Annotated in this window: 23 protein-coding genes and 1 other RNA gene; 20 read left to right on the top strand and 4 right to left on the bottom strand. The window is 57.0% G+C overall.

Annotated elements, in window-relative coordinates:
* Positions 1 to 7 precede the first annotated feature (7 nt).
* The 5 genes from B0G52_RS15270 to B0G52_RS15285 all read left to right on the top strand — a co-directional run bounded on the left by B0G52_RS15270 (position 8) and on the right by B0G52_RS15285 (position 5,188).
* Positions 8 to 802 carry an SDR family oxidoreductase gene (locus B0G52_RS15270; protein WP_094045758.1) on the top strand — a complete coding sequence of 265 codons (795 nt, stop codon included), beginning with the start codon at positions 8 to 10 and terminating at the stop codon, positions 800 to 802.
* A gap of 36 nt (positions 803 to 838) precedes the next feature.
* Complete coding sequence (locus B0G52_RS36440) at positions 839 to 970, top strand: hypothetical protein (protein WP_255407497.1); 132 nt, start codon at positions 839 to 841, stop codon at positions 968 to 970.
* A 137-nt stretch (positions 971 to 1,107) separates the two neighbouring features.
* Positions 1,108 to 2,175, top strand: a complete 1,068-nt coding sequence (locus B0G52_RS15275; protein WP_094045760.1) for a CotH kinase family protein — start codon at positions 1,108 to 1,110, stop codon at positions 2,173 to 2,175.
* Positions 2,176 to 2,240: 65 nt separating this feature from the next.
* Positions 2,241 to 3,554, top strand: a complete 1,314-nt coding sequence (locus B0G52_RS15280; RefSeq protein WP_094045762.1) for a replication-associated recombination protein A — start codon at positions 2,241 to 2,243, stop codon at positions 3,552 to 3,554.
* 335 nt (positions 3,555 to 3,889) lie between these two features.
* Positions 3,890 to 5,188, top strand: coding sequence for a hemolysin family protein (locus B0G52_RS15285; protein WP_369827068.1), 1,299 nt, complete (start codon positions 3,890 to 3,892; stop codon positions 5,186 to 5,188).
* 724 nt (positions 5,189 to 5,912) lie between these two features.
* Here the strand turns inward: B0G52_RS15285 and B0G52_RS15290 are convergent.
* A complete protein-coding gene (locus tag B0G52_RS15290) occupies positions 5,913 to 7,067 on the bottom strand; it encodes an MFS transporter (protein ID WP_094045766.1) in 1,155 nt (384 codons plus the stop codon).
* A gap of 187 nt (positions 7,068 to 7,254) precedes the next feature.
* On the bottom strand, positions 7,255 to 8,562 hold the full coding sequence (locus B0G52_RS15295) for a multi antimicrobial extrusion protein MatE (RefSeq protein ID WP_094045768.1): 1,308 nt from the start codon (positions 8,560 to 8,562) through the stop codon (positions 7,255 to 7,257).
* A gap of 274 nt (positions 8,563 to 8,836) precedes the next feature.
* Here B0G52_RS15295 and B0G52_RS15300 point away from each other — a divergent pair, with 274 nt between their 5' ends.
* The 11 genes from B0G52_RS15300 to B0G52_RS15350 all read left to right on the top strand — a co-directional run bounded on the left by B0G52_RS15300 (position 8,837) and on the right by B0G52_RS15350 (position 20,076).
* Positions 8,837 to 9,187: a hypothetical protein gene (locus B0G52_RS15300; protein WP_233162705.1), complete on the top strand. Its 351-nt coding sequence runs from the start codon at positions 8,837 to 8,839 to the stop codon at positions 9,185 to 9,187.
* Positions 9,188 to 9,210: 23 nt separating this feature from the next.
* Positions 9,211 to 10,290, top strand: coding sequence for a tetraprenyl-beta-curcumene synthase family protein (locus tag B0G52_RS15305; RefSeq protein ID WP_094045770.1), 1,080 nt, complete (start codon positions 9,211 to 9,213; stop codon positions 10,288 to 10,290).
* A gap of 29 nt (positions 10,291 to 10,319) precedes the next feature.
* Positions 10,320 to 11,288 carry a 6-phosphofructokinase gene (gene pfkA / locus B0G52_RS15310; RefSeq protein WP_094045772.1) on the top strand — a complete coding sequence of 323 codons (969 nt, stop codon included), beginning with the start codon at positions 10,320 to 10,322 and terminating at the stop codon, positions 11,286 to 11,288.
* Positions 11,289 to 11,469: 181 nt separating this feature from the next.
* Entirely contained in the window at positions 11,470 to 12,417 is a 948-nt protein-coding gene (locus B0G52_RS15315; protein WP_094046020.1) for a DNA-binding transcriptional repressor DeoR, read from the top strand.
* Between the two features lie 13 nt (positions 12,418 to 12,430).
* The gene (deoC, locus tag B0G52_RS15320; RefSeq protein WP_094045774.1) at positions 12,431 to 13,102 is read left to right on the top strand and encodes a deoxyribose-phosphate aldolase; all 672 of its coding nucleotides are present in this window, start codon (positions 12,431 to 12,433) and stop codon (positions 13,100 to 13,102) included.
* 14 nt (positions 13,103 to 13,116) lie between these two features.
* On the top strand, positions 13,117 to 14,427 hold the full coding sequence (locus B0G52_RS15325) for a pyrimidine-nucleoside phosphorylase (RefSeq protein ID WP_094045776.1): 1,311 nt from the start codon (positions 13,117 to 13,119) through the stop codon (positions 14,425 to 14,427).
* Between the two features lie 57 nt (positions 14,428 to 14,484).
* Positions 14,485 to 15,306 (top strand): purine-nucleoside phosphorylase, encoded by an 822-nt coding sequence (locus B0G52_RS15330; protein ID WP_094045778.1) that lies wholly within the window; start codon positions 14,485 to 14,487, stop codon positions 15,304 to 15,306.
* A gap of 70 nt (positions 15,307 to 15,376) precedes the next feature.
* Positions 15,377 to 16,474 (top strand): BMP family lipoprotein, encoded by a 1,098-nt coding sequence (locus B0G52_RS15335; RefSeq protein WP_094045780.1) that lies wholly within the window; start codon positions 15,377 to 15,379, stop codon positions 16,472 to 16,474.
* Positions 16,475 to 16,499: 25 nt separating this feature from the next.
* Entirely contained in the window at positions 16,500 to 18,056 is a 1,557-nt protein-coding gene (locus B0G52_RS15340) for an ABC transporter ATP-binding protein (protein WP_094045782.1), read from the top strand.
* Positions 18,040 to 19,116, top strand: a complete 1,077-nt coding sequence (locus B0G52_RS15345; RefSeq protein WP_094045784.1) for an ABC transporter permease — start codon at positions 18,040 to 18,042, stop codon at positions 19,114 to 19,116. Before B0G52_RS15340 ends, B0G52_RS15345 begins: the two co-directional genes overlap by 17 nt.
* Positions 19,117 to 20,076, top strand: coding sequence for an ABC transporter permease (locus B0G52_RS15350; RefSeq protein ID WP_094045786.1), 960 nt, complete (start codon positions 19,117 to 19,119; stop codon positions 20,074 to 20,076).
* A 146-nt stretch (positions 20,077 to 20,222) separates the two neighbouring features.
* Here B0G52_RS15350 and B0G52_RS15355 read toward each other — a convergent pair whose 3' ends face one another.
* Together B0G52_RS15355 and B0G52_RS15360 are read right to left on the bottom strand one after the other, a co-directional pair.
* Complete coding sequence (locus B0G52_RS15355) at positions 20,223 to 21,395, bottom strand: putative glycoside hydrolase (RefSeq protein ID WP_094045788.1); 1,173 nt, start codon at positions 21,393 to 21,395, stop codon at positions 20,223 to 20,225.
* 343 nt (positions 21,396 to 21,738) lie between these two features.
* Positions 21,739 to 22,566, bottom strand: coding sequence for a YitT family protein (locus B0G52_RS15360; RefSeq protein ID WP_094045790.1), 828 nt, complete (start codon positions 22,564 to 22,566; stop codon positions 21,739 to 21,741).
* 198 nt (positions 22,567 to 22,764) lie between these two features.
* Between B0G52_RS15360 and cshA the strand changes: the two genes are divergently transcribed.
* From cshA to B0G52_RS15380, 4 genes are all read left to right on the top strand, one after another.
* The gene (gene cshA, locus B0G52_RS15365) at positions 22,765 to 24,408 is read left to right on the top strand and encodes a degradosome RNA helicase CshA (RefSeq protein ID WP_094045792.1); all 1,644 of its coding nucleotides are present in this window, start codon (positions 22,765 to 22,767) and stop codon (positions 24,406 to 24,408) included.
* Positions 24,409 to 24,451: 43 nt separating this feature from the next.
* The gene (locus tag B0G52_RS15370; RefSeq protein ID WP_094045794.1) at positions 24,452 to 25,258 is read left to right on the top strand and encodes a YesL family protein; all 807 of its coding nucleotides are present in this window, start codon (positions 24,452 to 24,454) and stop codon (positions 25,256 to 25,258) included.
* Positions 25,259 to 25,295: 37 nt separating this feature from the next.
* A non-coding RNA gene (ssrS, locus tag B0G52_RS15375) (6S RNA) lies at positions 25,296 to 25,478 on the top strand.
* Positions 25,479 to 25,514: 36 nt separating this feature from the next.
* A complete protein-coding gene (locus B0G52_RS15380; protein ID WP_094045796.1) occupies positions 25,515 to 25,940 on the top strand; it encodes a DUF1499 domain-containing protein in 426 nt (141 codons plus the stop codon).
* Positions 25,941 to 25,970: the final 30 nt, after the last annotated feature.

Consider the following 25,970-nt stretch of genomic DNA (forward strand, 5'->3'; position numbering starts at 1 on the left):
TGCAAATATGAGCAAAACATTCGAGTTCTCGGCAACGGAATTTCTAGGCAAGAAAGCGCTCGTAACCGGCGGAACGAAAGGAATGGGACAAGCCGTCGTGAACAGGCTTGCAAGCGGCGGCGCGACCGTCCTTACGACAGCTCGTTCTCAACCTGCCGATCTGCCGAATTCGGTTGAATTCGTGCAAGCGGATATTGCTTCGCCCGAAGGAGTAGAACGAGTCATCGCGGCGGTGAAGGATCGGCTTGGAGGCATCGACATCCTTGTCCACTGCGTGGGTGGATCGACTACGCCGCCGGGAGGAGCGCTGGTCCTTACCGATGAAGATTGGCTGCAGGCGTTGAATTGGAACCTTCTCGCCGCGGTACGGCTCGATCGCGCCTTGATCCCGCTAATGCTGGAACGGAAATCCGGCGTCATTCTGCATTTCACCTCAATCCAGAGAAAGTTGCCTCTTTACGAAACGACGTTGGCCTACGCTGCGGCCAAAGCCGCGCTTGCCAATTACAGCAAAGGATTGTCCAACGAATTTTCCCCCAGAGGGATTCGAATTAATTCATTGTCTCCCGGTTTTATTCAGACAGAGGCGGCGGATGCGTTGATCGATCGAATGGCGGCGGCAACGGGAAGCAGGGAAAGCGCGCTCCGGCAGCTTATGGATTCGCTCGGCGGCATTCCGCTTGGCCGCCCCGGATTTCCCGAAGAAGTCGCCGAGCTGGCCGCGTTTCTGATTTCCGACCGCGCCGCATCCGTTACGGGGAGCGAATACGTCATCGATGGCGGAACGATTCCGACCGTGTAAATTATCAAAATAAGCGAGGTGGGGCAACAATGGGGAATGTTGAAATTGGATGGGACGTATGACAAAACCGGGTTGCCCGACCCGCTGCTGCTGGACTATTATTTCCGAATCGTGAACGATAAAATATCCAGCCTGTCCATTCACAGCGCCGAAGTCGCGTTGAACTGACGGAGTCATAGCTGCAAGAACGCAGGAAGCGCCCGGTTCGGGCGCTTCTTCGTCGTATAGACGGATGCCGTTTCCGCCAATGCCGGGGCGACATACGCTGATTCAGACGACGCAACATGAAGAAGGGCGGAGAGTGCATGCCTCTACCGGTCAGGGCGATAAGGCTGAGCGACGAAGCAAGCCGCGATATGGAAAAAAACCTATGGAACGATCGGTACGTTCCGGGCAGAATGAGCACCAACGGCGTAACGACTTCGGTGTCCGTGCGGTATCGGGGAGGACATACGCGGAGCTATCCGAAAAAATCGTACGAAGTCGTCCGCAAAAATCAAGCCTTCCATTATAATGCCGAATACGACGACCCTTCGATGATTCGCAACGCGCTTTCCTTCGCCTTTTTCCCGATGATCGGTGTCCCGGCCCCCCGCACCAAGCACGTCCTTCTCACGGTTAACGGAGAGTCCAAAGGCGTCTATCTGGAAATCGAGGGCGTGGAGAAGCTGTTTTTTTCCAAAAGGAAGCTCGGAGCTTCGTCCCTGTTCTACGCGATCAACAACCGGGCGGATTTCGGGCTGATCTCGTCGGAGTCGGACCGGCCGAAGAGGTCGCTGCTCGCCGGTTACGAACATCGATTCGGCTTAAGCGGAGAGAAAGCGAAGCTGTCGTCGTTCATCAAGGGGCTGAATACGCTCAACGGATCGCAAGCCGAAGCATTCATTCGCTCCCGCCTGGACGTGGACAATTACTTGCGATGGCTCGCCGGGGCGGTGCTGACCGGCAATTACGACGGCTTCGAGCAAAACTACGCGATCTATCGGAGCAGCAAAACGGGCAAGCTGCGCATGATTCCGTGGGACTATGAAGGAACTTGGGGACGCAATTGCTATGGACGCATCGTCGAGAGTGATCTGGTGAAGGTGGAAGGGTACAACGTACTGACGAACAAACTGCTCGGGTTTCCTTCCATTCGCAGGCAGTACCGAACGATTTTGCAGCAGGCTCTGAACGGGCCGTTCACGGAAAAACGGCTGATGCCGGTCGCGGAGAAAATGATGGAGAAAATCGCGCCGTATATGAAGAAAGACGGCAGCCGCAAATGGCTGTACCAGGAGTTCATCGGGGAGCCATTCATCATCCGCAACTATATCCGCGAGAGAAGAGAGATCGTGAAGGAGCGGATGTACGATCTGAAAGGGAACGTATGATCGCTTTCTCTTCCTGGAAACGCAAGTTTCTGGTATGATAATAAGGAAGAGAGGCGGTAATACGAATGGATTTGTTCAGCTTCCAAGCGGAATCGGAGCCGCGCGGGCGGCTGCTCGCCGACCGGATGCGTCCGGAGACGCTTGACGAATACATCGGGCAAGAGCATGTGGTAGGTCCGGGGAAATTGCTGCGGAGGGCGATCGAGGGGGACGTCGTGTCGTCCATTCTGCTGTTCGGTCCTCCGGGCTGCGGCAAGACGACACTCGCGCACATTATTTCCAAACAGACGCAGGGCGATTTCGTGCGGCTGAACGCGGTCGACGCGTCCGTCAAGGATGTGCGCGAAGTGATCGAGCGGGCGGAGAGCAGCAAAAACATGTACGGCCGCAAGACGATTCTGTTCCTGGACGAGGTACACCGGTTTAACAGCGCCCGGCAGGACGCGCTTCTTCCGGCCGTCGAACGGGGAATTATCGTCTTCATCGGCGCCACGACGGAAAATCCGTTCCACTCCGTGAACGGAGCTTTGCTGTCCCGTTCGACGCTGTTCCGGCTCGAGCCGCTCACGAAGGAGCACTCGCTCGCCGCGATGCGCCGGGCGCTGACCGATCCGGTCAAGGGACTCGGTTTCATGAAGCTGCAGGCGGACGAGGAGGCGCTGGAGCATATCGCATCGATGGCCAACGGCGATATTCGCCGGGCGCTGACCGCGTTGGAACTGGCTGCGGTGACGACGCCTTCCGAGCTGGACGGCACCGTCCGCGTGACGCTGGAAGTCGCGGTGGAATCGATCCGCCAACCGACGGTTCAGGCCGACGAATCGACCCAGTACGACGTGCTGTCGGCGTTCCACAAGAGCATACGCGGCTCGAGCGACGCGGCGCTGTTCTGGTTTCTGTACGCGGTGGAGAAGCTGGGCATGGACCCGATGGTGTTCCTGCGCCGGCTGACCGTCGCCTGCAGCGAGGACATCGGGCTGGCCAATCCGCAGGCGATGGTGCAGGCCGTCAGCGCGATGGAGGCCTATCACCGCATCGGCTGGCCGGAAGCCAAGTATATCGTGGCGCAGGCAATTCTGTTCGCGGTGGAGAGTCCGAAGTCGAACGCGATCGCGGTGACGATCGGGAAGATCATGTCGGCCTTCGACGCCGTCAAATCCGCGGAAGTTCCACTGCACTTGCGGGACGCGCACTATAGCGGAGCGCAGAAGCTCGGCCATGTCGGGTACAAGTATCCGCACGATTATCCCGGCCACTACGTCGAACAGAACTATTTTCCGGACAAGCTGTCTTCGAGCGTCTTCTACGAGGCGACCGAGCAAGGGATGGAAGATAAAATCCGGCAAAATCAGTTAAGGCGAAGAGGGAAACGCGGATAGAGGGAGTTTGGAGCGGACAACCCGGGTATTTCGAGGGAAAAAATGGCTTTGATCGGGAAAAACGGTCTTTTTTCGTTGGAATCGGGGATATCCGGCCTTTACGGCCGAAAAATCGGCATAGGTGGCAGGCTCTAGCGAATACAGATGGGTACTACGGCGGATTACGAGGTCGATCGTCGTTTGACGGGGTGCCCGAAACCGTCTAAGCTTAAGGAATAGAGTTTTCAGTTTTTATACTTTTTATTCGATAAGGAGGTGTACCTGTCCTCCCAGCTATCGGCGAGGATAGGAAACATTTGGACCCTGACCCCTTTCCGTTAGGCGTGGATTTATTTTTGATCTTCGTGTTGGTTTTTCTGAACGGTTTCTTCGTGGCTGCCGAATTCGCGATGGTGAAGGCGCGCGGCTCGAAGATCGACAGCTTGGCGCAAGAAGGGCATAAGAGAGCGAAGGTGGCTTCCCACCTGGTCGGACATCTGGACGCGTACTTGTCGGCATGCCAGCTCGGCATTACGCTGACGTCGCTTGGACTGGGATGGATCGGCGAACCCGCGATCGCCCGTATGCTCGAGCCCATGTTCGCAGCCGTGCATCTCAACGAGAATCTGGTTCATCCGCTGTCTTTCATCATCGGCTTTTCGTTCATAACGGTGCTCCATATCGTGCTTGGGGAATTGATGCCGAAATCGGTAGCGATCCGCAAGGCCGAGGCGGTCACCCTGCTTACGGCGGCCCCGATGATCTTTTTCCGCAAAGTGATGAGCCCGTTCATCTGGTTGCTCAACGGAACGGCAGGTTTGCTGCTGAAGCCGTTCGGCATCGATGTCAAGGAAGACACTTCCACCGCGCATACGGAGGAAGAGATCCGGATTCTGGTACAGGAAAGCCATAAGAGCGGATTGATCGACAATACCGAACTTACGCTAATGGATAACATTTTCGAATTCTCGGAGACGAACGCCCGAGAGATCATGATTCCCCGGACCGAGATGAGCTGCCTGTACGGCAATCTGAGTTTCCAGGAGAATCGGGCGATCGCGTTGCGCGAGATGCATACGAGATATCCCGTGTGCGAGAAAGACAAGGACAACATTATCGGCTTCGTGCATATCAAGGACTTGCTGAAGGTGCCGGACAATGCCGTTATCGACATTCGCGATCTGTTGCGCCCGATGACGACGGTGCCCGAGAGCATGCCGATCAGCGCGCTGCTTAAGCTGATGCAGAAGAAGAAGACGCAAATCGCGATTCTGATCGACGAATACGGCGGAACTTCCGGTTTGGTTACGCTAGAAGATATTATGGAAGAGATCGTCGGCGAAATTCAGGACGAATTCGACGAGGAACGCCCGGATGTGGAGCAGCGCGACGACAATACGTACTCCATCAACGGCATGATGCTCATCGAAGAGGTGAACAGCTTCTTCGGGCTCGATCTGCCTACCGACGACTATGACACGATCGGAGGCTGGATATACTCCCAGATCGAAAACCCGCCGAAGAAAAACCAATTCGTCGTCGCCGAAGAAGGATTCCGGTTTACGATAGAAGAGACCGATCACTTGCGGATATCCCGAATCACCGTGAACAAGGAAGAAGATTCGAAGTGGGAGCCTCAAGCCGAGACGGGCTGATATAAACTGCAGATGAATGAATCGGCGAAAGCCAGAACGGCAGTGCTAGAGGGGAGCATCCCTATAGCACTGCCGTTCTGGTTTGAATCGTAACTCCTGTAACTCCTGTAACTCCTGTAACTCCTGTAACTCCTGTAACTCCTGTAACTCCTGTAACTCCTGTAACTCCTGTAACCCCCTAAACAAATCCTAGTTTTTTTGCATTTCTTCAAATACACACGCTGGCATAACCCTCGTTCGTACCGATAACGCGTATCTTTCGACATTTCTGAGTTTTTTCTTCACCGCCATATCCGGCGTTCGCAATCACCGTTTCCGGTAGTTTTCCTTAGCCCGACTGCATCGGGCTAGAGCGAGCGGAGGTTGGAGCCGCGAATGAACTGGTTGAGTCGCTGTAACGGTGCTGAGTCGGGTTGGAGCCGCGAATGAGCTGGTTGAGTCGCTGTAACCGTGCCGGGTCTGGTTGGAGCGAGCGAACGAGAGGTTGAGTCGCTGTAACGGTGCTGAGTCGGGTTGGAGCCACGAATGAGCTGGTTGCGGCGCTGTAACCGTGCTGAGTCGGGTTGGAGCCGCGAATGAGCTGGTTGAGTCGCTGTAACGGTGCTGAGTCGGGTTGGAGCGAGCGAACGGGAGGCTGAGTCGCTGGAACCGTGCTGGGCCGGGTTGCAGCATGCGAACAAAACAACCATCCCTATCGCTTGTGTTTCCGATTGTGTACAGGCAACTACCGCCGACGAACATGGGCGATAAGGAAGCCAATCATGCCGATCAAGGCGAAGACGGCGCCGGTCTGGAAAACGCGGGACAGGCCGAACGAGTCGTACAGCCAGCCGCCAAGCGTTCCCGCGATGACGCCGGCGAGGCCGGACCAGACGACGGCGAACACGGCTTGGCCCGACGAGCGGTACTCGTCGGGGATGAGCGCTTGCAGACCGCGCAGCGCCGTAATGTAGAAGATGGCGAAGGTGATGGCGTGCGTCATCTGCAGTGCGACCATCATCCAGGGCTCGTCGGCCAGGCTGAGCAGGCCGAGCCGAATGACGTAGAATGCGCTGGCGATGGCCAGCAGCGGATATTCGCGGAAGCGATGCCCGAACTTGGCGAGCAGGAAAAACATCGGAATTTCGCTGACGGCTGACGCGAGCGAGGCGTACCCGATGACTGAGTCGTCGGCCCCGATCTCCCGCATGGCGATGGACAGGAAGCCTTCGTTCGTACGGTGCGCGACCGAGATGACCATGATCAGGCCGAAGAACACAAGCGTCTCCCTGCGGCGCAGCAGCTCCCACAGTCCCCGGAATTCGAACTTGCGCAGCGTCGCCTGATAATCGCCGATGAAGAAGGAGAAGACGAGCGAGACGAGCACGACGCCGAGAATGAGCCAGATCGTCAGATCGGAGCCGAACGTCTTCAGCACGTATCCGAACACGACGGCGCATACGGCGTAACCGAGCGAGCCGAACATCCGGATCGAAGGGAAGCTGATCTTCATCCGTTCGGCGGCCAGCAGCGAGACGCTGTCCAGCATCGAATTGTTCGGCGTCTGGAACAGGTAGAACAGTGCCATGATGCCGGCCATAATGCCGAATTCCTTCTGGGGAAGCAGCAAGGCGAGGGCAAGAATCTGCACGAGATACAGCACGTTGAGTATCCGGGGCAGGTTTTTCATGCGGTCGCTCAGAATGCCGACGACAAGGTTGGATACGATGGACAGGAACGGTCCGACCGAATAGATCGCGCCGATCTGCAGCTTCGAGAAGCCCAAACTTTCAAAGTAGAGCGGGAAGTAGGTGACCAGCAGCACCATGGCGGCGTAGTTGGCGAATTGGAGCGAGCGCAGCACGAAGAGCTGGCCGCGCATGACTGAGCCGTTGTTCATTGCGTAATCTCCTATTCTGGATGCTTGGGCGTGCATGCCAACCCGCTCAGAGGCAGCTATCCCCGCCTTTTCGCCCCCCTGCTTCGTCACTTTTGCTTGACGTACCTCCGGTACGCCTTCACAAAAGTTCCTTACATGGAACGAAAATTCGGCAACATCTGCTATCCTCGGAGGTTGCATGCACGCCCTAGGCGGTCAGCTTGGCCGTCCGATGGCTGCGGCGGAAGAGCCACGCCAGGAATAGCACTTCGGCGATGACCCCCGTCGACTGCGCCAAGGAGCCCAGAACGCCGTTCCAAGCGGGCAGCAGAAGGACGAGCAGCACGATCGTCAGAGCCGTCAGAATCGCGTTGGCGACCTGTGAGCCGAACATCAGCTTCGTCTCCCCGTGGGCCATGACGATGCCGTTGAGCGTATCGAGCCAAGGGAAGACGAGCACGAACGGCAGAAAGCCGCGCAACGCATGGATACAGGCCGTCAACAGCTCGTCCTTCACTCCGAGCACGTGCGAGAACATCCATTCCCCGATCGGCGTGAACGCCATGAGCGACAGCAGCAGCGGAGGAATGAAGCCGAGCATCAGCGTGAACTTGCGCACGATGGCCGGATTGGATTTGACGAACAGCAGGGCGATCTGGTGAAAATAAGTAAAGAAGCCGAGCACGAGGTTCATCAGGCTGCCGGCTACGGCGAACGAAGCGACGGCGAGCGTGCCGCGGTCGGTCGTGCCGAGCAGGGCGTTAAGGATCGGCAGCACCCAGACGACGATCAGCGACGAATACAGGAGCGGGTTGTAGAACTTGGCTACCTGCTTCGGCTCGGTAATCTCGCATTCCTCGTCCTTCTCGGGCAACTGCTTAATCAGCTTGCTCGATTCCCACCAGCTCAGGCCGGCTTCGATCATCATGCCGAACACGAAGATGACGGTCCCATGCAGGGCGCTGTCGACGCCGACCCGCAGGAAGTACTGGGACAGCAGGAACATGCCCAAGAGTCGGAAGACCATCGCGATGGTCAGCCAACGAGTTCTCATTTTATAAATAATGACGCCTTGATAAAGACAGCGGATGCCGGAAAATACCGACAGGAACATCAGCGCGTAGAACGCGCGGATCGCTTCCCCTTCGACGACCGGGTCGGCGCCGTACGCGCCTCCGAATACCCAGTGCCCCGCAGGCGTGTAGGCGATAAGCGCTCCGAACGCGAGCGAAGCGCCGAATACGTAGAAGCTGACTTTGCGAACGGCCCGGAACGAGGTGCGGTCGCGAACGAGCGCCGAGCACGTCTGCCGGAAGAGCACGGCCGGTTTCTCCGTAACGACGAGCAGACTCATCGCCAGCGCGTACCCGGCCAGTATAATCTCGGGATTGTCCGACCTGGCCAGCGTCCCGTTGATGATGATATGCGACAGGTTGATCAGCAGTACGGAGATCCCCATCGGAATGAAAAACAGTAAAAGCCGTCTCAGTGAGACCGGCTCGTTAGAGTGCGGCATGGCAGTAGGCTCTCCTTCGGAAAGCAAAGCTTCCGGTTGTCAGCGATTCAGGAAGTATGAGATCCGCTCTTCTTATCTGAATCGTCTCCGACATAACGCCTTCGCCGTCCTGGGGTCGCCGAAGGGGTTTTGCTAGAGATAGGTAGTATTATAGCAGATTATGAAGAATATTCGGGGATCATTTTCGGAGAATTAAAACTGGATTTCGCCCCTGCAAAATGATAAATTAAAGAATAAAGCAAATTTAGAGGCTTTGTCGAGCAAAGACCGGGTGATGAAAATGCGGGTGGACGAACGGTGGCTCGAACGGCAGTTCGCTTACAGCGATAGGCACGGCATTGCGCTTCCGGCTCCGGAGAAAGACTGGGACGAACTGGCGCTCGAATGCCAAGCCGCAATATTGTCTAGGTGGGAGACGATTCGGGGGAAGATTCCGGATCGAATCAGACATCTGGAGGATGCCATTCGGGAGAAGCAGCAGCTGTTGTTCGAGGAAGACGATTTCGCCCAATCCTGCCTGATCAACGGGGATATCGCCGACTTGGCCAGCAGGATCAACGACCTGAATATTTGGTTTCGCATCCAGCAAGAGCTGGAGCCGCAAGCGAAGCTGCATATCGGTTAGAGCGTTGCGGAGGACCCTACGAAATGACGAAAGAAACGTTATTGGCGGGCCGATCCCCTCGCGGGCCGTTTTCTTTAATGAAGAGGGTATACAAGTACATTTTGCCGGAAGTCCGGGCCGAGCTCGGGCGCTGGCGGAACATGGCCGGGGGCATTCCCGACCCGGAGCTGCGCAAGCAGGCGCTGGACAGCATCGCCGGCAAGCAGTTTCATTGCGAAGGCGGGGGCGTCTATGCCGCCGCGAATTTGGAACGGCGGCATGTGCTTATTCCGCTGATCGTGGCGCTGCAGACGATCAGCGACTATCTCGACAATCTGTGCGACCGCAGCACCTCGCTCGATCCGAACGACTTTCGCTTGCTGCATCAGAGCATGCTCGACGCGGTAACTCCGGAAGCCCCGACTCGCAATTACTATGCGCTGCGGGAAGAACAGGACGACGGGGGGTACTTGGAGGCGCTCGTGCAGGAGTGCAGGAAGCGGATAGCGCAGCTGCCCGCGTACTCCAAGGTGCAGCCGTTCGTGATCGAGCTGGTGCAGCTGTACGGAGATCTTCAAGTATATAAGCATATTCATCCGACCAAGCGGGAGGGAGAACTGCTCGCCTGGTGGGACAAGCATTCGGCGAATTACCCGGACCTGCATTGGAACGAATTCGCGGCGGCGACGGGATCGACGCTCGGTATGTTCATGCTGTTTCTCGCGGCCAGCGATCCGCTGTTGGAGGACCGACAGGCGAAGGAAATCCGCAATCGGTACTTTCCTTCCATCTGCGGACTGCATATTCTGCTCGATTATTTGATCGACCAGGCGGAGGACCGGGAAGGCGGGGATTTGAACTTCTGCAGCTACTACAACGACCAGCCGATGCTCAACGAGCGGATGGAACGCATGGTTCAAGCCGCCAGATCGGCTGCCGAAGGGCTGCCGTTCGGACATTTTCACCGGATGATCGTGGAGGGGCTCGTCGCGCTGTACTTGTCCGATCCGAAAGTTCGGGATCAGCAGGACGTGCGGATGACCGCCAGGCTGCTCATGAAGGGCAGTCCGTGGACGAGGGTGTTTTTCTGGCTGAACAGCCATTGGATAAGAAAAGCCATGTAGAGGCTAGAACTACGGGGAGGAATTTGGAAATGAGCGCAGTAAAAAAGATCGCGGTATTGACGAGCGGCGGAGATTCGCAAGGGATGAACGCGGCGGTTAGAGCCGTCGTTAGGAGCGCGTTGTTCCGCGGCATTGAAGTTTACGGAGTGCAAAGAGGCTACCAGGGCCTGATCAATCAGGATCTGAGACCGATGGATCTGCGCAGCGTGGGCGACATCATTCAACGTGGAGGCACCATTCTCCAGACCGCCCGCTGCAAGGAGTTCATAACGCCGGAAGGCCAGCAGCGCGGGGCTGAAGTGCTTCGCGAGCAGGGCATCGACGGCCTGGTCGTCATCGGAGGCGACGGCTCGTACCAGGGAGCGAACAAGCTGAGCAAGCTGGGGATCAAGACGATGGGTCTTCCGGGCACGATCGACAACGACATTCCGTTCACCGATTTCACGATCGGCTTCGACACGGCGGTCAGCATCGTCGTGGACGCGATCAACAAGCTGCGCGACACGATGACTTCGCACGAGAGATCGTCCGTCGTGGAAGTGATGGGACGCCACTGCGGCGACATCGCGCTGTACGCAGGTCTCGCGAGCGGGGCGGAAGCGATTCTCGTTCCCGAAGTTCCGTTCGACATTAAGGATATTTCGCTGCGCATGAAGGACAACTTCCAGAAGGGCAAGCGGCACGGCATCGTCGTCGTGGCGGAAGGCGTAGGCTCCGGCGAGGAAGTGGCCAAGAACATTACCGAGTACAGCGGCATCGAGCCTCGCGTAACCGTGCTCGGACATATCCAGCGCGGGGGCGCTCCGACGCACAACGACCGCATTCTGGCGAGCCGTCTGGCCGATTTCGCCGTACAGCGCCTGATCGAAGGGGATTCCGCCAAAGGAATCGGCATCGTCAAGGGAGAATTCGTGGCGACGGATATCGACAAAGTTGTGTCGACGAAGAAGACGTTTAACTTGGATCTGTACAATTTGGCGCTGCGTTTGGCGCAATAAATCGCAAGATGGGGCTGTAAGCCCGGGCTGCTTCCCGATAGAAGGGAAGCGGCCTTTTTTTGTATGTATTTCGCCCTAGCGCGGAATGCTTATATCCATTATAATAGCGGTTGAGAGAACAAAATTTCATTTAAAATGAACAAAATTTCAAAATTCAGCTCTGCGAATGGTGTGAACTTTGTTGGATAACGACAAGATCAGGAAAGTCGTGGAAGCCGCCAAACTATACTATCAACTGGACTACAGCCAAAATCAGATCGCCGAGGCTCTGGGGGTGTCCAGGCCGACCGTATCGCGGCTTCTCCAACAGGCGAAGGCGGAAGGCGTCGTCACGATCGAGATCAAGGACCCTACGGAAGATGTCGAAGTTTTGCGATGCATGCTGAAAGAGCGCTTCCAGCTCAAGAACGCCGTCGTCGCTTTCACTCCGACCTATGACGACAGCGTCGTGAAGAGGTACATCGGCCAGGCGGCCGCCGCCTATGTCATGGAGCTGGTCAAGGACGGGGATACGATCGGGGCGTCGTGGGGCTCCACGATGTATCAGGTGGCGCTTCATCTGAAGGCGAAGTCATTGAACAACTCCTTCGTCGTTCAATTGAACGGGGGAGTCAGCGATGCGGATATTCTTATCTCGCCGTCGGAGATCGTCCATCTGTTCGGCAGGGCGTTTAACGTAACCCCTTACTTCATGTATTTGCCGGCGATCGTCGACCATATTCTCGTCAAGCAGGCGATGCTGACTGACCGGCACATTCGCAGGGTAATGGATATGGGGCAGAACGCCAACATCGCGGTATTCACGGCGGGCGCCCCCACGGCGGATTCGGTGCTGATCAATTCGAATTATATGCGCAGCGACGAATTGGAGACGATAAAGACGAGAGCCGTCGGCGACATCTGCTCGCGCTATTACGACGCGGACGGAGAGATCTGCCTGCCGAGTCTGAACGAGCGCACGGTAGGCATCGAACTGGCGGATCTGCGCAAGAAGGAGCACTCCATTCTCGTCGCCGGCGGAGCGTCCAAGGTGAACGCCATCTGCGGGGCGCTGCGCGGCAAATACGGCAACACGTTGGTGACGGATCAGATTACAGCCAAAGCATTGCTTAAAAAAACGGACATTTAGGAGAATCGACCCTATGACCCCTGAACAAATTGCAGCAACAATCGACCATACGCTGTTATTGGCGACAAGCACGGAGCGGGACATCGTTCGCATTTGCACGGAGGCGAAGCAGTACGGATTCGCGACGGTATGCGTGAATCCGTACTGGGTTCCGACGGCCGCGCGGGAGCTGGCCGGAAGCCCGGTCGGCGTGACGACGGTAATCGGATTCCCGCTCGGGGCCAGCCGAACGGAGATCAAGGCTGCGGAAGCGGAAGACGCGATTCGCGCCGGCGCGACCGAGATCGACATGGTGCTGAACGTCGGCGCGTTGAAATCCGGCCTTAACGATGCCGTGAAATGGGACATCGAGCAGGTCGTGCAGGCATGCAAGGGCAAAGCCGCCGTCAAGGTCATTATCGAAACCTGCTATTTGACCGACGAGGAGAAGCGGGTTGCCTCGCAGCTGAGCAAGGAAGCGGGAGCCGACTTCGTGAAGACTTCGACGGGCTTCGGCACAGGCGGCGCGACGGTGGAGGATATCGCTCTGATCCGCAGCGTCGTCGGCCCCGAGATGGGCATCAAGGCTTCGGGCGGCGTGCGGAATCTCGAGGTGGCCGGCAAGCTGATCGAGGCCGGAGCGACAAGGCTCGGAGCCAGCTCCTCGATCGCAATCGTCACGGGCGGAACCGCCCAAGGGTACTGAGAGGGGGACGCTGGGTGAGAACCGTTGACCTGATTACGAAAAAAAGAGACGGCGGCGAACTGACGGAATCAGAAATCCGTTACTTGATCCAAGGGTATACGGACGGTTCGATTCCGGATTATCAGATGTCGGCGATGGCGATGGCGATCTTCTTCCGCGGCATGACGCCGGAAGAGAGAGCGATTCTGACGATGGCCATGGTCGATTCGGGAGAGACGATCGACCTGTCCGCCATTTCGGGCGTCAAAGTGGACAAGCATAGCACGGGAGGCGTAGGAGATACGACGACGCTGGTGCTGGCGCCGCTCGTCGCCGCCATCGGCGTTCCCGTCGCGAAGATGTCGGGACGAGGACTCGGCCATACGGGCGGAACGATCGACAAGCTGGAGTCGATTCCGGGCTTCCACGTGGAGATCGGGGGCGACGAGTTTATCGAGCTGGTCAATCGCAACGGCGTCGCCGTCATCGGCCAGAGCGACAATCTGACGCCCGCGGACAAGAAGCTGTACGGGCTCAGGGACGTCACCGGCACCGTTAACTCGATTCCGCTCATCGCCAGCTCGATCATGAGCAAGAAGATCGCTTCGGGAGCGGACGCCATCGTGCTCGACGTCAAGACCGGCGACGGCGCGTTCATGAAGGAAATGTCCGAGGCGGAGGAGCTTGCGGCCTGCATGGTGGACATCGGCAGCCGCGTCGGAAGGAAGACGGTCGCCGTGCTGTCCGACATGAGCCAGCCGCTGGGCAATGCGATCGGCAACGCCCTGGAGGTCAGGGAAGCGATCGATACGCTCAGGGGACAAGGACCGGAAGATCTGACGGAGCTGTGTCTGACGCTAGGCAGCCACATGGCCGTCTTGTCCGGAGCGGCTTCAAGCAAGGAAGAGGCCAGGGCGCTGCTCGAGCAAGCCATCGCAAGCGGCAAGGCGCTCGAGAAGTTCAAGGCGTTCCTGGCGGCGCAGGGCGGCGACGCTACCGTCGTCGACGAGCCGGAGCGTCTGCCGGCCGCCAAGCGGTTGATCGAGGTGCCGGCGAAGGAATCCGGCTACGTTGCTTCGATCGCGGCCGAACGAATGGGGCTGGCGGCGATGCTGCTCGGAGCGGGCCGCGCGACCAAAGAATCGAACATCGATCTGGCGGTCGGCATCGTCCTGCGCAAGAAAATCGGGGATGCGGTGCAAGCGGGCGAGTCTCTTGCAACCGTCCATGCCAACGAAATCGGCGTAGAGGAAGCGATCGCGCGCATCTACGAGTCGATCTCGATTCGGCCCGAATCGGTGGAGCCACCCTCGCTCGTCGTCGGTGAAGTTCACGCGGATGCGTGACGACGGCCAAGCGATTTGGCAATATTGGGTTATACTTTTAAAGGGGGTGAAACAACAATGGGCCAGTTGCTAAAACGAATGAACGAGGCGACAGCGCATATTCAGTCTTTGATACCGGGGCGGCCGAGCATCGGCCTGATTCTCGGTTCCGGCTTGGGCGAGCTGGCCGACGACATTCAGGACGCTGTCCGGATTCCTTACGAGTCGATTCCGCATTTTCCGGTATCGACGGTGGAGGGCCATGCGGGGCAGCTCGTAATTGGCCGACTCCATGATCGCACGGTTATTGCCATGCAGGGGCGGTTTCATTATTACGAAGGGTACACGATGCAGGAAGTGACTTTCCCGGTTCGCGTCATGAAGGCGCTCGGGGTCGATCATCTTATCGTTACCAACGCGTGCGGAGGCATGAACCCGGCATTCGAGCCGGGAGATCTGATGCTGATCCGGGATCATCTGAACATGACCGGAGCCAATCCGCTGATTGGAGAGAACGAGCCTTCGCTGGGGCCTCGTTTTCCGGATATGAGCCGGGCGTATACACCAGATTTGCTCGAGCTCGTCCGCGAGACGGCGCAGTCGCTGGGGATCAGCGTCAAGGAAGGCGTGTACGCCGGAATTACCGGCCCGTCCTACATGACGCCTGCCGAGCTGACGATGCTGCGCTTGATGGGCGGCGACGCGGTGGGGATGTCCACCGTGCCGGAGGCGATCGTAGCGAGCCATATGGCGATGAAAGTCATCGGAATCTCCTGCGTGACGGACATGGCAATCGGCGAACATCTGGAGCCGCTCAGCCATGAACAAGTTATTGAGGTCGCGAATCGGACGAAGCCGAAGTTCATTTCGCTCGTCAAAGCGGTCGTTCAACGGTTGTAGAACGGAATTCCGCAATCGCGTTACCGCAGCAACAACACTACTCCACCTTACTCTGAAGGAGAGCTAAGACATGACAAAAACGACTAAGCTTCTTACCGGAATCATGCTGGTCGCTTCCTTGACCTTGACGGCATGCGGAGCTAAAAACAACAACAACGGCGGCGGAGCGGCAAGCCCGAGCGCTTCTCCAAGCGCATCTCCGATCGCAAGCGAGAGCGCGTCTCCGAGCGATGCGGTAGACGGCAAAGGCTTCAAATTCGGGATGGTTACCGACGTAGGCGGCGTTAACGACAAGTCGTTCAACCAGAGCGCGTGGGAAGGCCTGAACAAACTGAAAGACGAGACGGGCGCGGAAGTCAAATATCAGGAGAGCAAAGAAGCGACGAACTATTTGACGAACCTGAATAAATTCGTGCGCGACGGCTACAACCTCACTTGGGGCATCGGATTTTTGCTCGGCGACGCGGTGAAGGACGCGGCGGATAAAAACCCGGACGCTCACCTGGCCATCATCGACAGTGTCGTCGAAGCGCCTAACGTCGCGTCGATCACGTTCGCAGAGAACGAAGGCTCGTTCCTGGTCGGCGTAGTCGCGGGTTTGATGACGAAAACGAACAAAATCGGCTTCGTCGGCGGCATCGACATTCCGGTCATCAAACGGTTCGAGCTCGGTTTCGTAGCCGGCGTAGCCGCAGTGAACCCGGACGCGAAAGTGGAGATCAACTATACGGGCGCGTTCGACAAAGCGGATCTGGGCAAAGCGGCTGCGGCTTCGATCTACAACGCCGGCGCCGACATCGTCTTCCACGCGGCTGGCGGCACGGGCAACGGAGTCTTCAACGAGGCGAAAGAGCGCAACAAATCCGCGGCTGCGGACAAGAAAGTATGGGTTATCGGCGTAGACAAAGACCAATCGCTCGAATTCGGCGACGACGTGACGCTGACGTCCATGCTTAAGCGCGTAGACGAAGCGGTATACCGCGTGTCGAAGGAAATGATCGAGGGCAATTTCCCGGCCGGTCAAATTACGACGCTCGGCCTGAAGGACAACGCGGTGGGCTTGCCCGAAACTTCGACGAAAAACGTTCCTCAAGAGGTTCTCGACAAAGTCGAAGAGTACAAGCAAAAAATCATTAGCGGCGAAATTACGGTGCCGACTGCCCAGTAATTACTAACCGATAAAGGGTGCGACTATGGAACAGGCGAAAACAGTCGTAGAAATGCGCAACATTACGAAACGTTTCCCCGGCATCGTCGCCAACGACAGCGTCAACTTCAAGCTGAGGAAGGGCGAGATTCACGCCCTCCTCGGCGAGAACGGCGCCGGCAAATCGACGCTTATGAACGTTCTGTTCGGCCTGTATCAGCCGGAAGAAGGGGAAATCTTCGTCAATGGGCAACAGGTCGTCATAGACGGGCCCAACAAAGCGATCAAACTCGGCATCGGCATGGTGCATCAGCATTTCAAGCTGGTGCACCCTTTTACCGTCACGGAAAACATCATTCTCGGAAGCGAGCCCCGGAAGTGGATGGGGCTGGCCGTGGACAAGAAGCAGGCCTACGAGAAAGTAGACCGGCTGTCCAAGCAATACGGATTAAATGTGGACCCTTATGCGAAGATCGACGAAATCTCGGTCGGCATGCAGCAGCGGGTTGAAATTTTGAAGACGTTGTACCGCGGAGCGGACATTTTGATTTTCGACGAGCCTACGGCGGTGCTGACTCCGCAGGAGATCGGCGAGCTGCTCGTCATTATGCGCAATCTGGTCGGTCAAGGCAAGTCGATCGTGCTTATTACCCACAAACTGAAGGAAATTATGGCGATTGCCGACAGCGTGACGATCGTTCGCCGCGGCAAAGTCATTGACAGCTTGCCGGTTGCCGGCACCAATCCGAACCAGCTGGCCGAGAAGATGGTCGGCCGGGAAGTGTCGCTTAAGCTCGACAAGAAGGATGCCGTGCTCGGCGAGCCGATATTGGAAGTCGAAGGCCTCGTCGTCAAAGGGCGCCAAGGTTTGAACGCGCTTAACGAAACGTCGTTCGTGCTGAAGCGAGGAGAAATTCTGGGCATCGCGGGCGTCGAAGGCAACGGCCAGAGCGAGCTGATCGAGGCGCTTACGGGCCTTCGTCCGGTCGCCGGCGGGTCGATCAAAATGGCGGGCGCAGAAATTGCCGGGGAGAAGACGAGGAAGATTTCCGAGGCAGGCATCTCGCTTATTCCGGAAGACCGGCATAAGCATGGACTCGTGCTCGATTTTCCCGTACGGGACAACATGGTGCTCGAAACGTACTACCAGCCGCAGTTCAACAAGCGGGGATTTCTCGATTACGAAGCGATCGGCAAGCATGCGGAGCGGCTCGTCAAAGACTTCGACGTGCGGACTCCGTCCATTATGACGGACGCGCGCGCGTTGTCCGGAGGCAATCAGCAGAAGGCGATCATCGCCCGGGAAGTCGACAAAAACCCCGAAGTGCTGATCGCCGCCCAACCGACCCGCGGATTGGACGTCGGCGCGATCGAATTCATTCACAAGCGGCTCGTGGAGCAGCGCAACATGGGCAAGGCGGTACTGCTCGTCTCGTACGAGTTGGACGAGATCATGCAGCTGTCGGACCGGATCGCGGTCATTTATGAAGGACGCATCGTCGGGGAAGTCAAGCCTTCCGAGACGAACGACCAGGAGCTCGGCCTGATGATGACCGATTACAAGCAGAAGCAAGGAGGGGCGGGCAGTGAACAAGCTGATTAAAGCATTTACAAAAGATTCCGCGATTGTTCCTCTTGTCGCCATCCTGCTCGGCTTGATCGTCGGGGCGATCATCATGCTGATCGGAGGCTACGATCCGATTCTTGCTTACCGCTCCTTGCTGGATACCGTATTCGGCAACCGGTACGACTTCGGCGAGACGCTGACGGCGATTACTCCGATCCTGTTCACCGGTCTAGCGGTCGCGTTTGCTTTCCGTACCGGACTGTTCAATATCGGCGCCGAAGGGCAGTACATCATGGGCATGACCGGGGCGACCGTCATCGGCGTCACCATGAACCTTCCCTGGTACATTCACGCTCCGCTCGCGGTTGTCGTAGGGGCGCTCGTGGGCGGCGTCTGGGGAATGATTGCCGGTTACTTGAAGGCGGCCAGAGGCGTGAACGAAGTCATCACGACGATCATGCTCAACTGGATCGCGCTGCATCTGGCGAACTATATCGTCAGGCGCTTCCTGCTCGAACCGGGCAAGGGCAGATCGTACATGGTCGACGATTCGGCATCCGTCGCGATCGGCTGGCTGTCGCGGTTCATGGACGACGCGCGGATGCACTGGGGAATGGTCGTTGCGCTTCTGGGAGTTATTTTCTTCTACTATTTCCTATGGCGCACGAAGCAAGGCTTCGAGCTCAGAGTGGTCGGCTCGAACCCGGACGCGGCCAACTATGCGGGCATCAGCGTAAACAAAGGCGTCGTCAAGGCGATGTTCATTTCGGGAGCGCTCGCGGGACTGGCCGGCGTATTCCAGGTGCTCGGCGTATTCCACAACCAGGTCATCTCCGCCGGCCATACCGGCCACGGCTTCGACGGCATCGCCGTCGCTCTGCTGGGAGGCAACAATCCGCTCGGCGTATTGCTTGGCGCGATTCTGTTCGGAGTTCTGTCGTACGGCGCCGCCGGCGTGAGCTTCGGTGCGGACGTTCCTCCGGAAATTATCCGCATCGTGATCGGCTCGGTCATTTTCTTCGTTGCGGCCCCGGGCATCATTCGCTGGCTGCTGAAGCGAGTATCCGGCAAGAAACGCAAAGAGGAGGCGATCTAGATGGATGCGGCAACGATTGGGCATATGCTGAACACCGCGTTCGTATTCTCGACCGCATTGATCCTGGCTGCGCTTGGCGGCATCCTCTCGGAGCGTTCCGGCGTCGTGAACATCGGGCTGGAGGGACTTATGACCGCAGGAGCGTTTGCGGCCGCCGTAGCGGCCTACAAGGCGCAGGAGGCCGGTTACGGAGGGGCGTCTCCCTGGATCGGCGTCATCGCCGGGGCGATCTTCGGCGTGCTGTTCGCGCTGATTCACGCGGTGGCGACGATTACGTTCAGGGCCGATCAGGTCGTCAGCGGAATCGTCATCAACTTCATTGCGGGCGGATCGACCTTGTATCTCGTGAAGCTGCTGTTCGAGGGCGCCGGCGAAACGTCTCTTGTCAACGAAGTGTTCCATAAGGTCAAAATTCCGCTGCTGTCGGACATTCCGATTATCGGCGACGGTATTTTCAACGCGTACCCGACGACGTACCTGGCGCTTATTCTCGTAGGCGCGATTTATTACATGCTGTACAAGACGGCCTTCGGTCTGCGGCTGCGATCCGTCGGCGAGCATCCGAGCGCTGCGGACACAGTAGGCATCAAGGTGCTGCGCATGCGTTACGCAGCCGTGCTGTTGAGCGGCGTGCTCGCCGGCATCGGAGGCGCGACGATCGCGATGACGACGACGGGGTCGTTCTCGCACAATACGATTTCCGGACAAGGGTTCATCGCGCTGGCCGCGGTCATCTTCGGCAAGTGGAACCCGCTCGGGGCGATGGGGGCGGCGCTGTTCTTCGGATTCGCGCAGTCGATCAACAACGTGCTGCAGCTGTTCGACTTCTCGTCTCATGTCCCGTCGGAGTTCATCTACATGCTGCCGTACGTGCTCACCATTCTGGTGCTCGTCGGCGCGGTAGGCCGCTCAAGGGCTCCTGGAGCTTTGGGCGAACCGTATTATCAAGGCAAGCGATAGCTTAGCCCGTACGATCAGAGGCCGTTCCTTAAGTCATCTTGACAGATGACCCGGGACGGCCACTGTTTTTTTCATTGCGGCCAGACAATTATGAAAAAAAGCAATGCAAGCCGATTGGCCTGCATTGCCCGATAAGTGCGGTAAGCTTAATATTTGACGCCTTCGGTGTAGCGGTTGCTGGCGTTCCAGAGCAAGTATTCGTCTACTCCGCTGTCCTTCAGCGCTTTGATCTGAGCTTCTACTTCCGCGACGCCGTATTGGGCGTAGTGGCCCTTGCCGAGCCATTTGGCGGTGAAGTCCTGAATCCAGGGCCGGATGATCGGCTTCTCGTCTCCGAGCGCCTCCAGCTTCTTGTGCGTGTCGTCCATCGCGCCTTTGATCGTCTCGTACGGCGCTCTGTCGGGATCTTTCTGCTTGAACCAGCCGGTGCTGTAATGGCTCGGGTAAATCATCGGGCTGATGACGTGAACCGCGCTGGAAATTTTCACGAAGTCCTGTCCGATGCCTTCCGCCGCGGGAACGGATGCGGCGTAGCCGAAAATGTCGACGGACACCCGCACGCCGAGCGGCTCCAGCTCTTTCTTGGCGTATTCGACGAATCCCGTTACAATGTCGACCCGGCTCTGCTCGTCCTTCGTGAACTTCAGGCTGTCGGCGCGCTTCTCGAAGCCCTCTGGGAAGCGGACGTAGTCGAACTGGATTTCCTTGAAGCCCAGCTTGGCGGCTTCCTTGGCGACTTCGACGTTGTATTCCCACACTTCCTGGCGGTAAGGATTGACGAATTTGTCCTTGTTGCCGTTCTGCCATACCGAGCCGTCCTTCTGAACGAAGGAGTATTCGGGATGCGCCTTGGCGAGCACGCTGTCCTTGAACACAACGACTCGCGCGATCGGATAGATGTCATGCTCCTTCAGCGTTCCCATCAGCTTGTCGACGTCTTTGATATACGGTTGGGGATTGCCCAACTGCAGCTTCGGATTGGTCGTCTTGTAGGTGATGTTGCCGAGATCGTCCTTGATGTCGATGACCATCGAATTGAGCTCCGTGCGGTCCAACAGATCCAGCAAGGTCGCCATTCGTTCGCCTCCGGCGCTGTAAGCCGTTACATAAACGCCCTTGATGACCGGGGCGTCGGGCTGCGGATCTCCCTCGGTAACGGCGGGAGAATCTTCATCGTCGAAGTCTCCGGGCGCGGAAGGCTGATGCAAGGCGGTCTTGACCGCGTGCCAAAGTCCGTTGGACGGCGCGCCGCTCGAAGCGGAAGCTCCTCCGCCGAACGCGCTGTTAATCAGCAGGAAAAACGTCAAAAAAATGCTCATTCTATTCTCTCCCCATAAGCTCTGTAACAAGATTATAAACGAGTTAGGGGGGAGTAGACACAGGTATTTTGTAGTATTTTGCTGAAAAACCCAGAATTTTCGCCTATGAATGCGTGTTCAAAAAGTCCGGTTTTCAGCACCGAGGCTGGTCGTTCGCCTTACGGCGAACTGCTCGCCCATGCATCCTGGAAGGTTGGATGAAGACCGTTGATGAGGAACGTAGTAAAGCGTAGTGGAAGCTACGTGAGCACCGGAAGAACCGGCTGAATTCAAGATTCGACGTCGATTCCGCTTCCTGAAATGTTTCGTGATCAAAACCGGACTTTTTGAACTACCTCTATAATTATCTTCTGCGGAAATCCCCGATGACGTCTACGGTCTGGACGACATTAACGAACGCTCTGGCGTCGACGTCCTTGATCATTTTGCGCAGCTCGGCCAGCTCGAAGCGGGTCGTGACCGTCATCAGCATATCCCGTTCTTCGCTCGTGAACGCGCCCCGCGTTTTGATGATCGTGACTCCCCGCGGCATCTTGAGCAATCTGGACGCGAGCTCTTGCGTGCGATTGGTGACGATGAAGGCGGTCACTTTATGATGGGGCGTATGTACGGCGTCAATTACTTTTCCCGTTAAGTAGATCGACAGCATAGAATAGAGGGCGGCGTTCCAATCGTCCTTCAGAAAGCCGAGAGCGGCTACGACGAACGTGTTGAGCGCGACGATCAGAATACCGATGGGGAGATTGCGGTAACGCGAAATAATGGAAGCGACGATGTCAAACCCTCCGGATGAGCCGCCGTAGCGAAGCGATACGGTCGTGCCCAAGCCGACGAGCACGCCGCCGAACACGGAAGCGAGAAGCCGGTCGTCCGTCAGTTTGATCATGGGAATAACTTGCAGGAAAAACGAGGTGGCGGCGACCATGACGATGCTGAGCGCGATGAAACGTTTTCCGAGCACGCGATAACCCCAGAACAAAATCGGCACGTTCAGGGCAAAATACAGCCAGCCGATGTTCCAGCCGGTCAAGTAGCCGACGACCATCGCGACGCCGGACACTCCGCTGCTGAGCAGCTTCTCCGGAATCAGCAGCATCTGAAAGCCGAAGCCGACGGCGGCGGCGCTTAAAATCATCAAAAATACGGGGCCGATTACGGCAAACCTTTTCATGAAAGCACTCCTCTCGCGCGCATGGGAACAGGGACGGCGGCGTACGCTTTAGGTTCCCCCGGGAAGAGAGGCTCATTCAATTGAATGGTACTCTTTTCCTGAGACTGGAGTTTACAGGCGGGTTTGTGCTATAATGAACTGATCATTTTTTTGGAAGCCGTAAGTTGAAGGCCCAACACAGAAGGAGATTGAAAAAGTTTGAGCACATTTGCAGAGTTTGGTTTGGAGCCGGATGTACTTCAAGCCATATCGGAGATGGGATTTGAAGAGGCGACCCCAATCCAAGCGAAAGCTATTCCCGTTGCCATCGCAGGCAAAGACATGATCGGGCAAGCCCAGACGGGCACAGGCAAGACCGCTGCATTCGGCATCCCGCTGATCAGCAAGATAGCCGCATCTGAAGACCGCATCGTAGCTTTGATTATGGCGCCGACTCGCGAGCTCGCGATTCAGGTATCGGAAGAAATCGAGAAGCTTGGACGTTTCAAGGGACTGCGTTCCTTGGCTATATACGGCGGTCAAGACATCTCACGTCAGATCCGGTCTCTAAGACGGAAGCCGCAGATCATTATCGGAACCCCGGGTCGCTTGCTCGACCACATCAACCGCAAGACGATTCGCCTCGACGACGTTCAGACGGTCGTGCTGGACGAAGCGGACGAAATGCTGGACATGGGCTTTATGGACGACATCCAGTCGATCCTGAAGCTCGTTCCCGAAGAGCGTCAGACGCTGCTCTTCTCGGCGACGATGCCGGCGAACATTCAGAAACTGGCGCAGCAGTTCCTGCGCGAACCCGAACATGTGAAAGTCGAATCGAAGCTGCTTAGCGCGCCTTCGATCCAGCAGTACTACGTGGAAATCCAGGAGCGCATGAAATTCGACGGCCTGTGCCGTTTGCTCGACATGGAGCCGCCTGAACTGGCCATCATCTTCGGTCGTACGAAACGCCGCGTAGCCGAGCTTTCCGAAGCTCTGATGAAGCGCGGATACGCTTGCGACGGACTGCACGGGGACCTGTCCCAGAACCAGCGTGACGCCGTCATGCGCAAGTTCCGCGACGGCAGCATCGACATTCTGGTGGCGACGGACGTGGCGGCTCGCGGGCTGGACGTATCCGGCGTAACCCACGTTATCAACTTCGACCTCCCGCAAGACCCGGAAAGCTACGTGCACCGGATCGGCCGTACGGGACGCGCCGGCAAGGAAGGAACTTCCTGGTCGTTCGTCACGCACCGCGAGACCGACCACCTGCACTTCATCGAACGGGTAACGCGTCACCGCATTTCCAAGAAGATGCTTCCGACGCTGTCCGAAGCGATGGAAGGCAAGCAGAAGGTTCTGGCCGAGCGCATCATGGAAACCGTTCGTTCCGGAGAGGAAGTCAATCCTTACAAATGGGTAGCGATGCAGCTGCTCGAGCAGTACGACTCCGTCGAATTGCTGGCGGCTGCCATGAAGCTGCTTAACGGGGACAAGAAGGACGTCAATATCGAATTGACTCCGGAAGATCCGGTTCGCTCGAAGAAGCGCAAGTTCGAGGGCGGACGCAGCGGCGGCTATGGCAGCGGAGGCGGAGGCGGCGGACGCCGTTACGGCTCCGGCAGCGGAGGCGGGCAAGGCGGAGCTTGGCGCCAAGGCGGCGGTCAAGGCCGCGGCGGCGATCGCGGTCCGGGCGGATATAACGGCGGCGGACGCAAGCCTTACGGCGGCGGCAGCGGCAGCCGCTACAACAGCAATCGCGACGACAGCGGCTATCGCGACAATCGCGGGGGCCGTACCGAGCGCAGAGACGATTATCGCGGCAGCCGTTCGCAGAGCGAAGATTTCGTGAAGATCTAATCGCAGCAGCATACTGACCAACAGTCATCAGGGAGGAATCCCCATGGAAATGCGGGGCATGATGGGCGGCTTCTACAAAATATCCGAGTGGATTATGAGGCTGTCGGTTACTAACGTGTTATGGCTTCTCACTTCTTTTCCTTTTTGGTTTCTGTTCATTACGCCGTTCATCAGTCCGCAAGGGGAGGGAGACGCTGCGAGCGGCTCCCTCGTCTCGGCTGTCATTTTGATGGCGATCGTGGCTCCTTTCACCTTATTTCCGGCGACCTCGGCGATGTTCTCGGTCGCCCGGAAATGGGTGCTGGGGGACGTCGACGTTCCGCTCTTCAAGACGTTCTTCCGCAATTATAAGCAGAATTACGTTCAGGCCATGATCGGCGGCATCTTTTACGCGCTGTTGTTCGCGATCCTGATTATCGACTTCCAAGTCTACTTGAAGCAGATCAGCGGATTTCAGATTCTTGCCTATCTATTTATCGCATTAATGTTGTTGCTGCTTATTTCCATGTTGCACTTTTTCTCGTTGTTGTCCCATTTTCATATGAAAACGGTTCAACTGTTCAAGAATGCGCTTATATTGACGATCGGGCGTCCATTCCGCTCGCTGGCCATGGCGATCGGGGCAGTCGTCGTCATCGCCATCAGCTTGAGATTCACCTTTTTGCTGCCTTTCTTCTTCGGAAGCATTATCGCGGTGTACACTTTCTTCAATTTCAACATCGTCATTCAGAAGATGATGCTGATGAAGGAGCAGGCCGAGGCCGACTCGGACGAGGAGACCGACGATGCAAGCGAAGATGGAAGCCGGGAAGAGAAGAGCGTAAACCTAGAGAAGAAATCCCAGGACTAAACATTTTACTTTTGCGCTTTGCCTGCTTATAATGGGGATATTCCTGCCCTGTGCGTTACGACGCTTTATTGTTTTGAACCAATGTTTGTTTCCAGGGAGCTCTACATCGCCAGGCGGCTGACAGGCCCTCGAAAAGGGAAGTCAAAACCCGGGCTGCGGGCACCCACCTGCCAAAGCAGGTTCAGAAACATGCACGTCGGACGGCAAGGGCGGGTTTTTCTGTCTATAGGTCTTTAATCCCCGGGTAAGGCGTGGTATGATAGAATGTAGCGCCAAGGGTACTCGGAGGGAGAGAGAGCGTTTGAAGCGGATTCTGATCGGATTGATTCGCAGTCATGAACATACGAGCGACAAGGCGAAAGACCCTAAGCTGAAATCTCATTATTATCGCCTTTCGAAAGATCGCGCTTGGGATGAGATTAGCTCCATTCTGAAGAAGATGAAGGGCTACAAAGTTCTTCACGAAGTCCAGACGGTCGGGGAAATCGTCATGGAGAAGAAGTCGATGTCCGGACGCACGATGGATATTACGATCCAACTCGTCGGTACAAGCCCGGGCAACACGGCGGTCGACATCTATTCAGCTTCCCGCGGTTCTCTCGGCGATCTCGGAGCGAACTATCGCAACATACAGGAAATATACAGCGTACTGGATCGCAAGCTGGCGACTTACAAAGCTTAGACGGGCGCTTCAGACGACATAATAAAGCGA

Source organism: Cohnella sp. SGD-V74, assembly GCF_003001675.1.
Taxonomy (GTDB): domain Bacteria; phylum Bacillota; class Bacilli; order Paenibacillales; family Paenibacillaceae; genus Cohnella.

Excerpts from the sequence above, each read along its gene's own strand:
- B0G52_RS15370 (WP_094045794.1), top strand. The coding sequence starts at position 24,452 with ATGGAAATGCGGGGCATGATGGGCGGCTTCTACAAAATATCCGAGTGG.
- deoC (WP_094045774.1), top strand. The coding sequence starts at position 12,431 with ATGACCCCTGAACAAATTGCAGCAACAATCGACCATACGCTGTTATTG.
- B0G52_RS15270 (WP_094045758.1), top strand. The coding sequence starts at position 8 with ATGAGCAAAACATTCGAGTTCTCGGCAACGGAATTTCTAGGCAAGAAA.
- pfkA (WP_094045772.1), top strand. The coding sequence starts at position 10,320 with ATGAGCGCAGTAAAAAAGATCGCGGTATTGACGAGCGGCGGAGATTCG.
- B0G52_RS15290 (WP_094045766.1), bottom strand. The coding sequence starts at position 7,067 with ATGAACAACGGCTCAGTCATGCGCGGCCAGCTCTTCGTGCTGCGCTCG.
- B0G52_RS15305 (WP_094045770.1), top strand. The coding sequence starts at position 9,211 with ATGACGAAAGAAACGTTATTGGCGGGCCGATCCCCTCGCGGGCCGTTT.
- B0G52_RS15355 (WP_094045788.1), bottom strand. The coding sequence starts at position 21,395 with ATGAGCATTTTTTTGACGTTTTTCCTGCTGATTAACAGCGCGTTCGGC.
- B0G52_RS15280 (WP_094045762.1), top strand. The coding sequence starts at position 2,241 with ATGGATTTGTTCAGCTTCCAAGCGGAATCGGAGCCGCGCGGGCGGCTG.
- B0G52_RS15295 (WP_094045768.1), bottom strand. The coding sequence starts at position 8,562 with ATGCCGCACTCTAACGAGCCGGTCTCACTGAGACGGCTTTTACTGTTT.
- B0G52_RS15275 (WP_094045760.1), top strand. The coding sequence starts at position 1,108 with ATGCCTCTACCGGTCAGGGCGATAAGGCTGAGCGACGAAGCAAGCCGC.
- B0G52_RS15340 (WP_094045782.1), top strand. The coding sequence starts at position 16,500 with ATGGAACAGGCGAAAACAGTCGTAGAAATGCGCAACATTACGAAACGT.
- B0G52_RS36440 (WP_255407497.1), top strand. The coding sequence starts at position 839 with ATGTTGAAATTGGATGGGACGTATGACAAAACCGGGTTGCCCGACCCG.
- B0G52_RS15330 (WP_094045778.1), top strand. The coding sequence starts at position 14,485 with ATGGGCCAGTTGCTAAAACGAATGAACGAGGCGACAGCGCATATTCAG.
- B0G52_RS15335 (WP_094045780.1), top strand. The coding sequence starts at position 15,377 with ATGACAAAAACGACTAAGCTTCTTACCGGAATCATGCTGGTCGCTTCC.
- B0G52_RS15300 (WP_233162705.1), top strand. The coding sequence starts at position 8,837 with ATGAAAATGCGGGTGGACGAACGGTGGCTCGAACGGCAGTTCGCTTAC.
- B0G52_RS15360 (WP_094045790.1), bottom strand. The coding sequence starts at position 22,566 with ATGAAAAGGTTTGCCGTAATCGGCCCCGTATTTTTGATGATTTTAAGC.
- B0G52_RS15350 (WP_094045786.1), top strand. The coding sequence starts at position 19,117 with ATGGATGCGGCAACGATTGGGCATATGCTGAACACCGCGTTCGTATTC.
- B0G52_RS15380 (WP_094045796.1), top strand. The coding sequence starts at position 25,515 with ATGATAGAATGTAGCGCCAAGGGTACTCGGAGGGAGAGAGAGCGTTTG.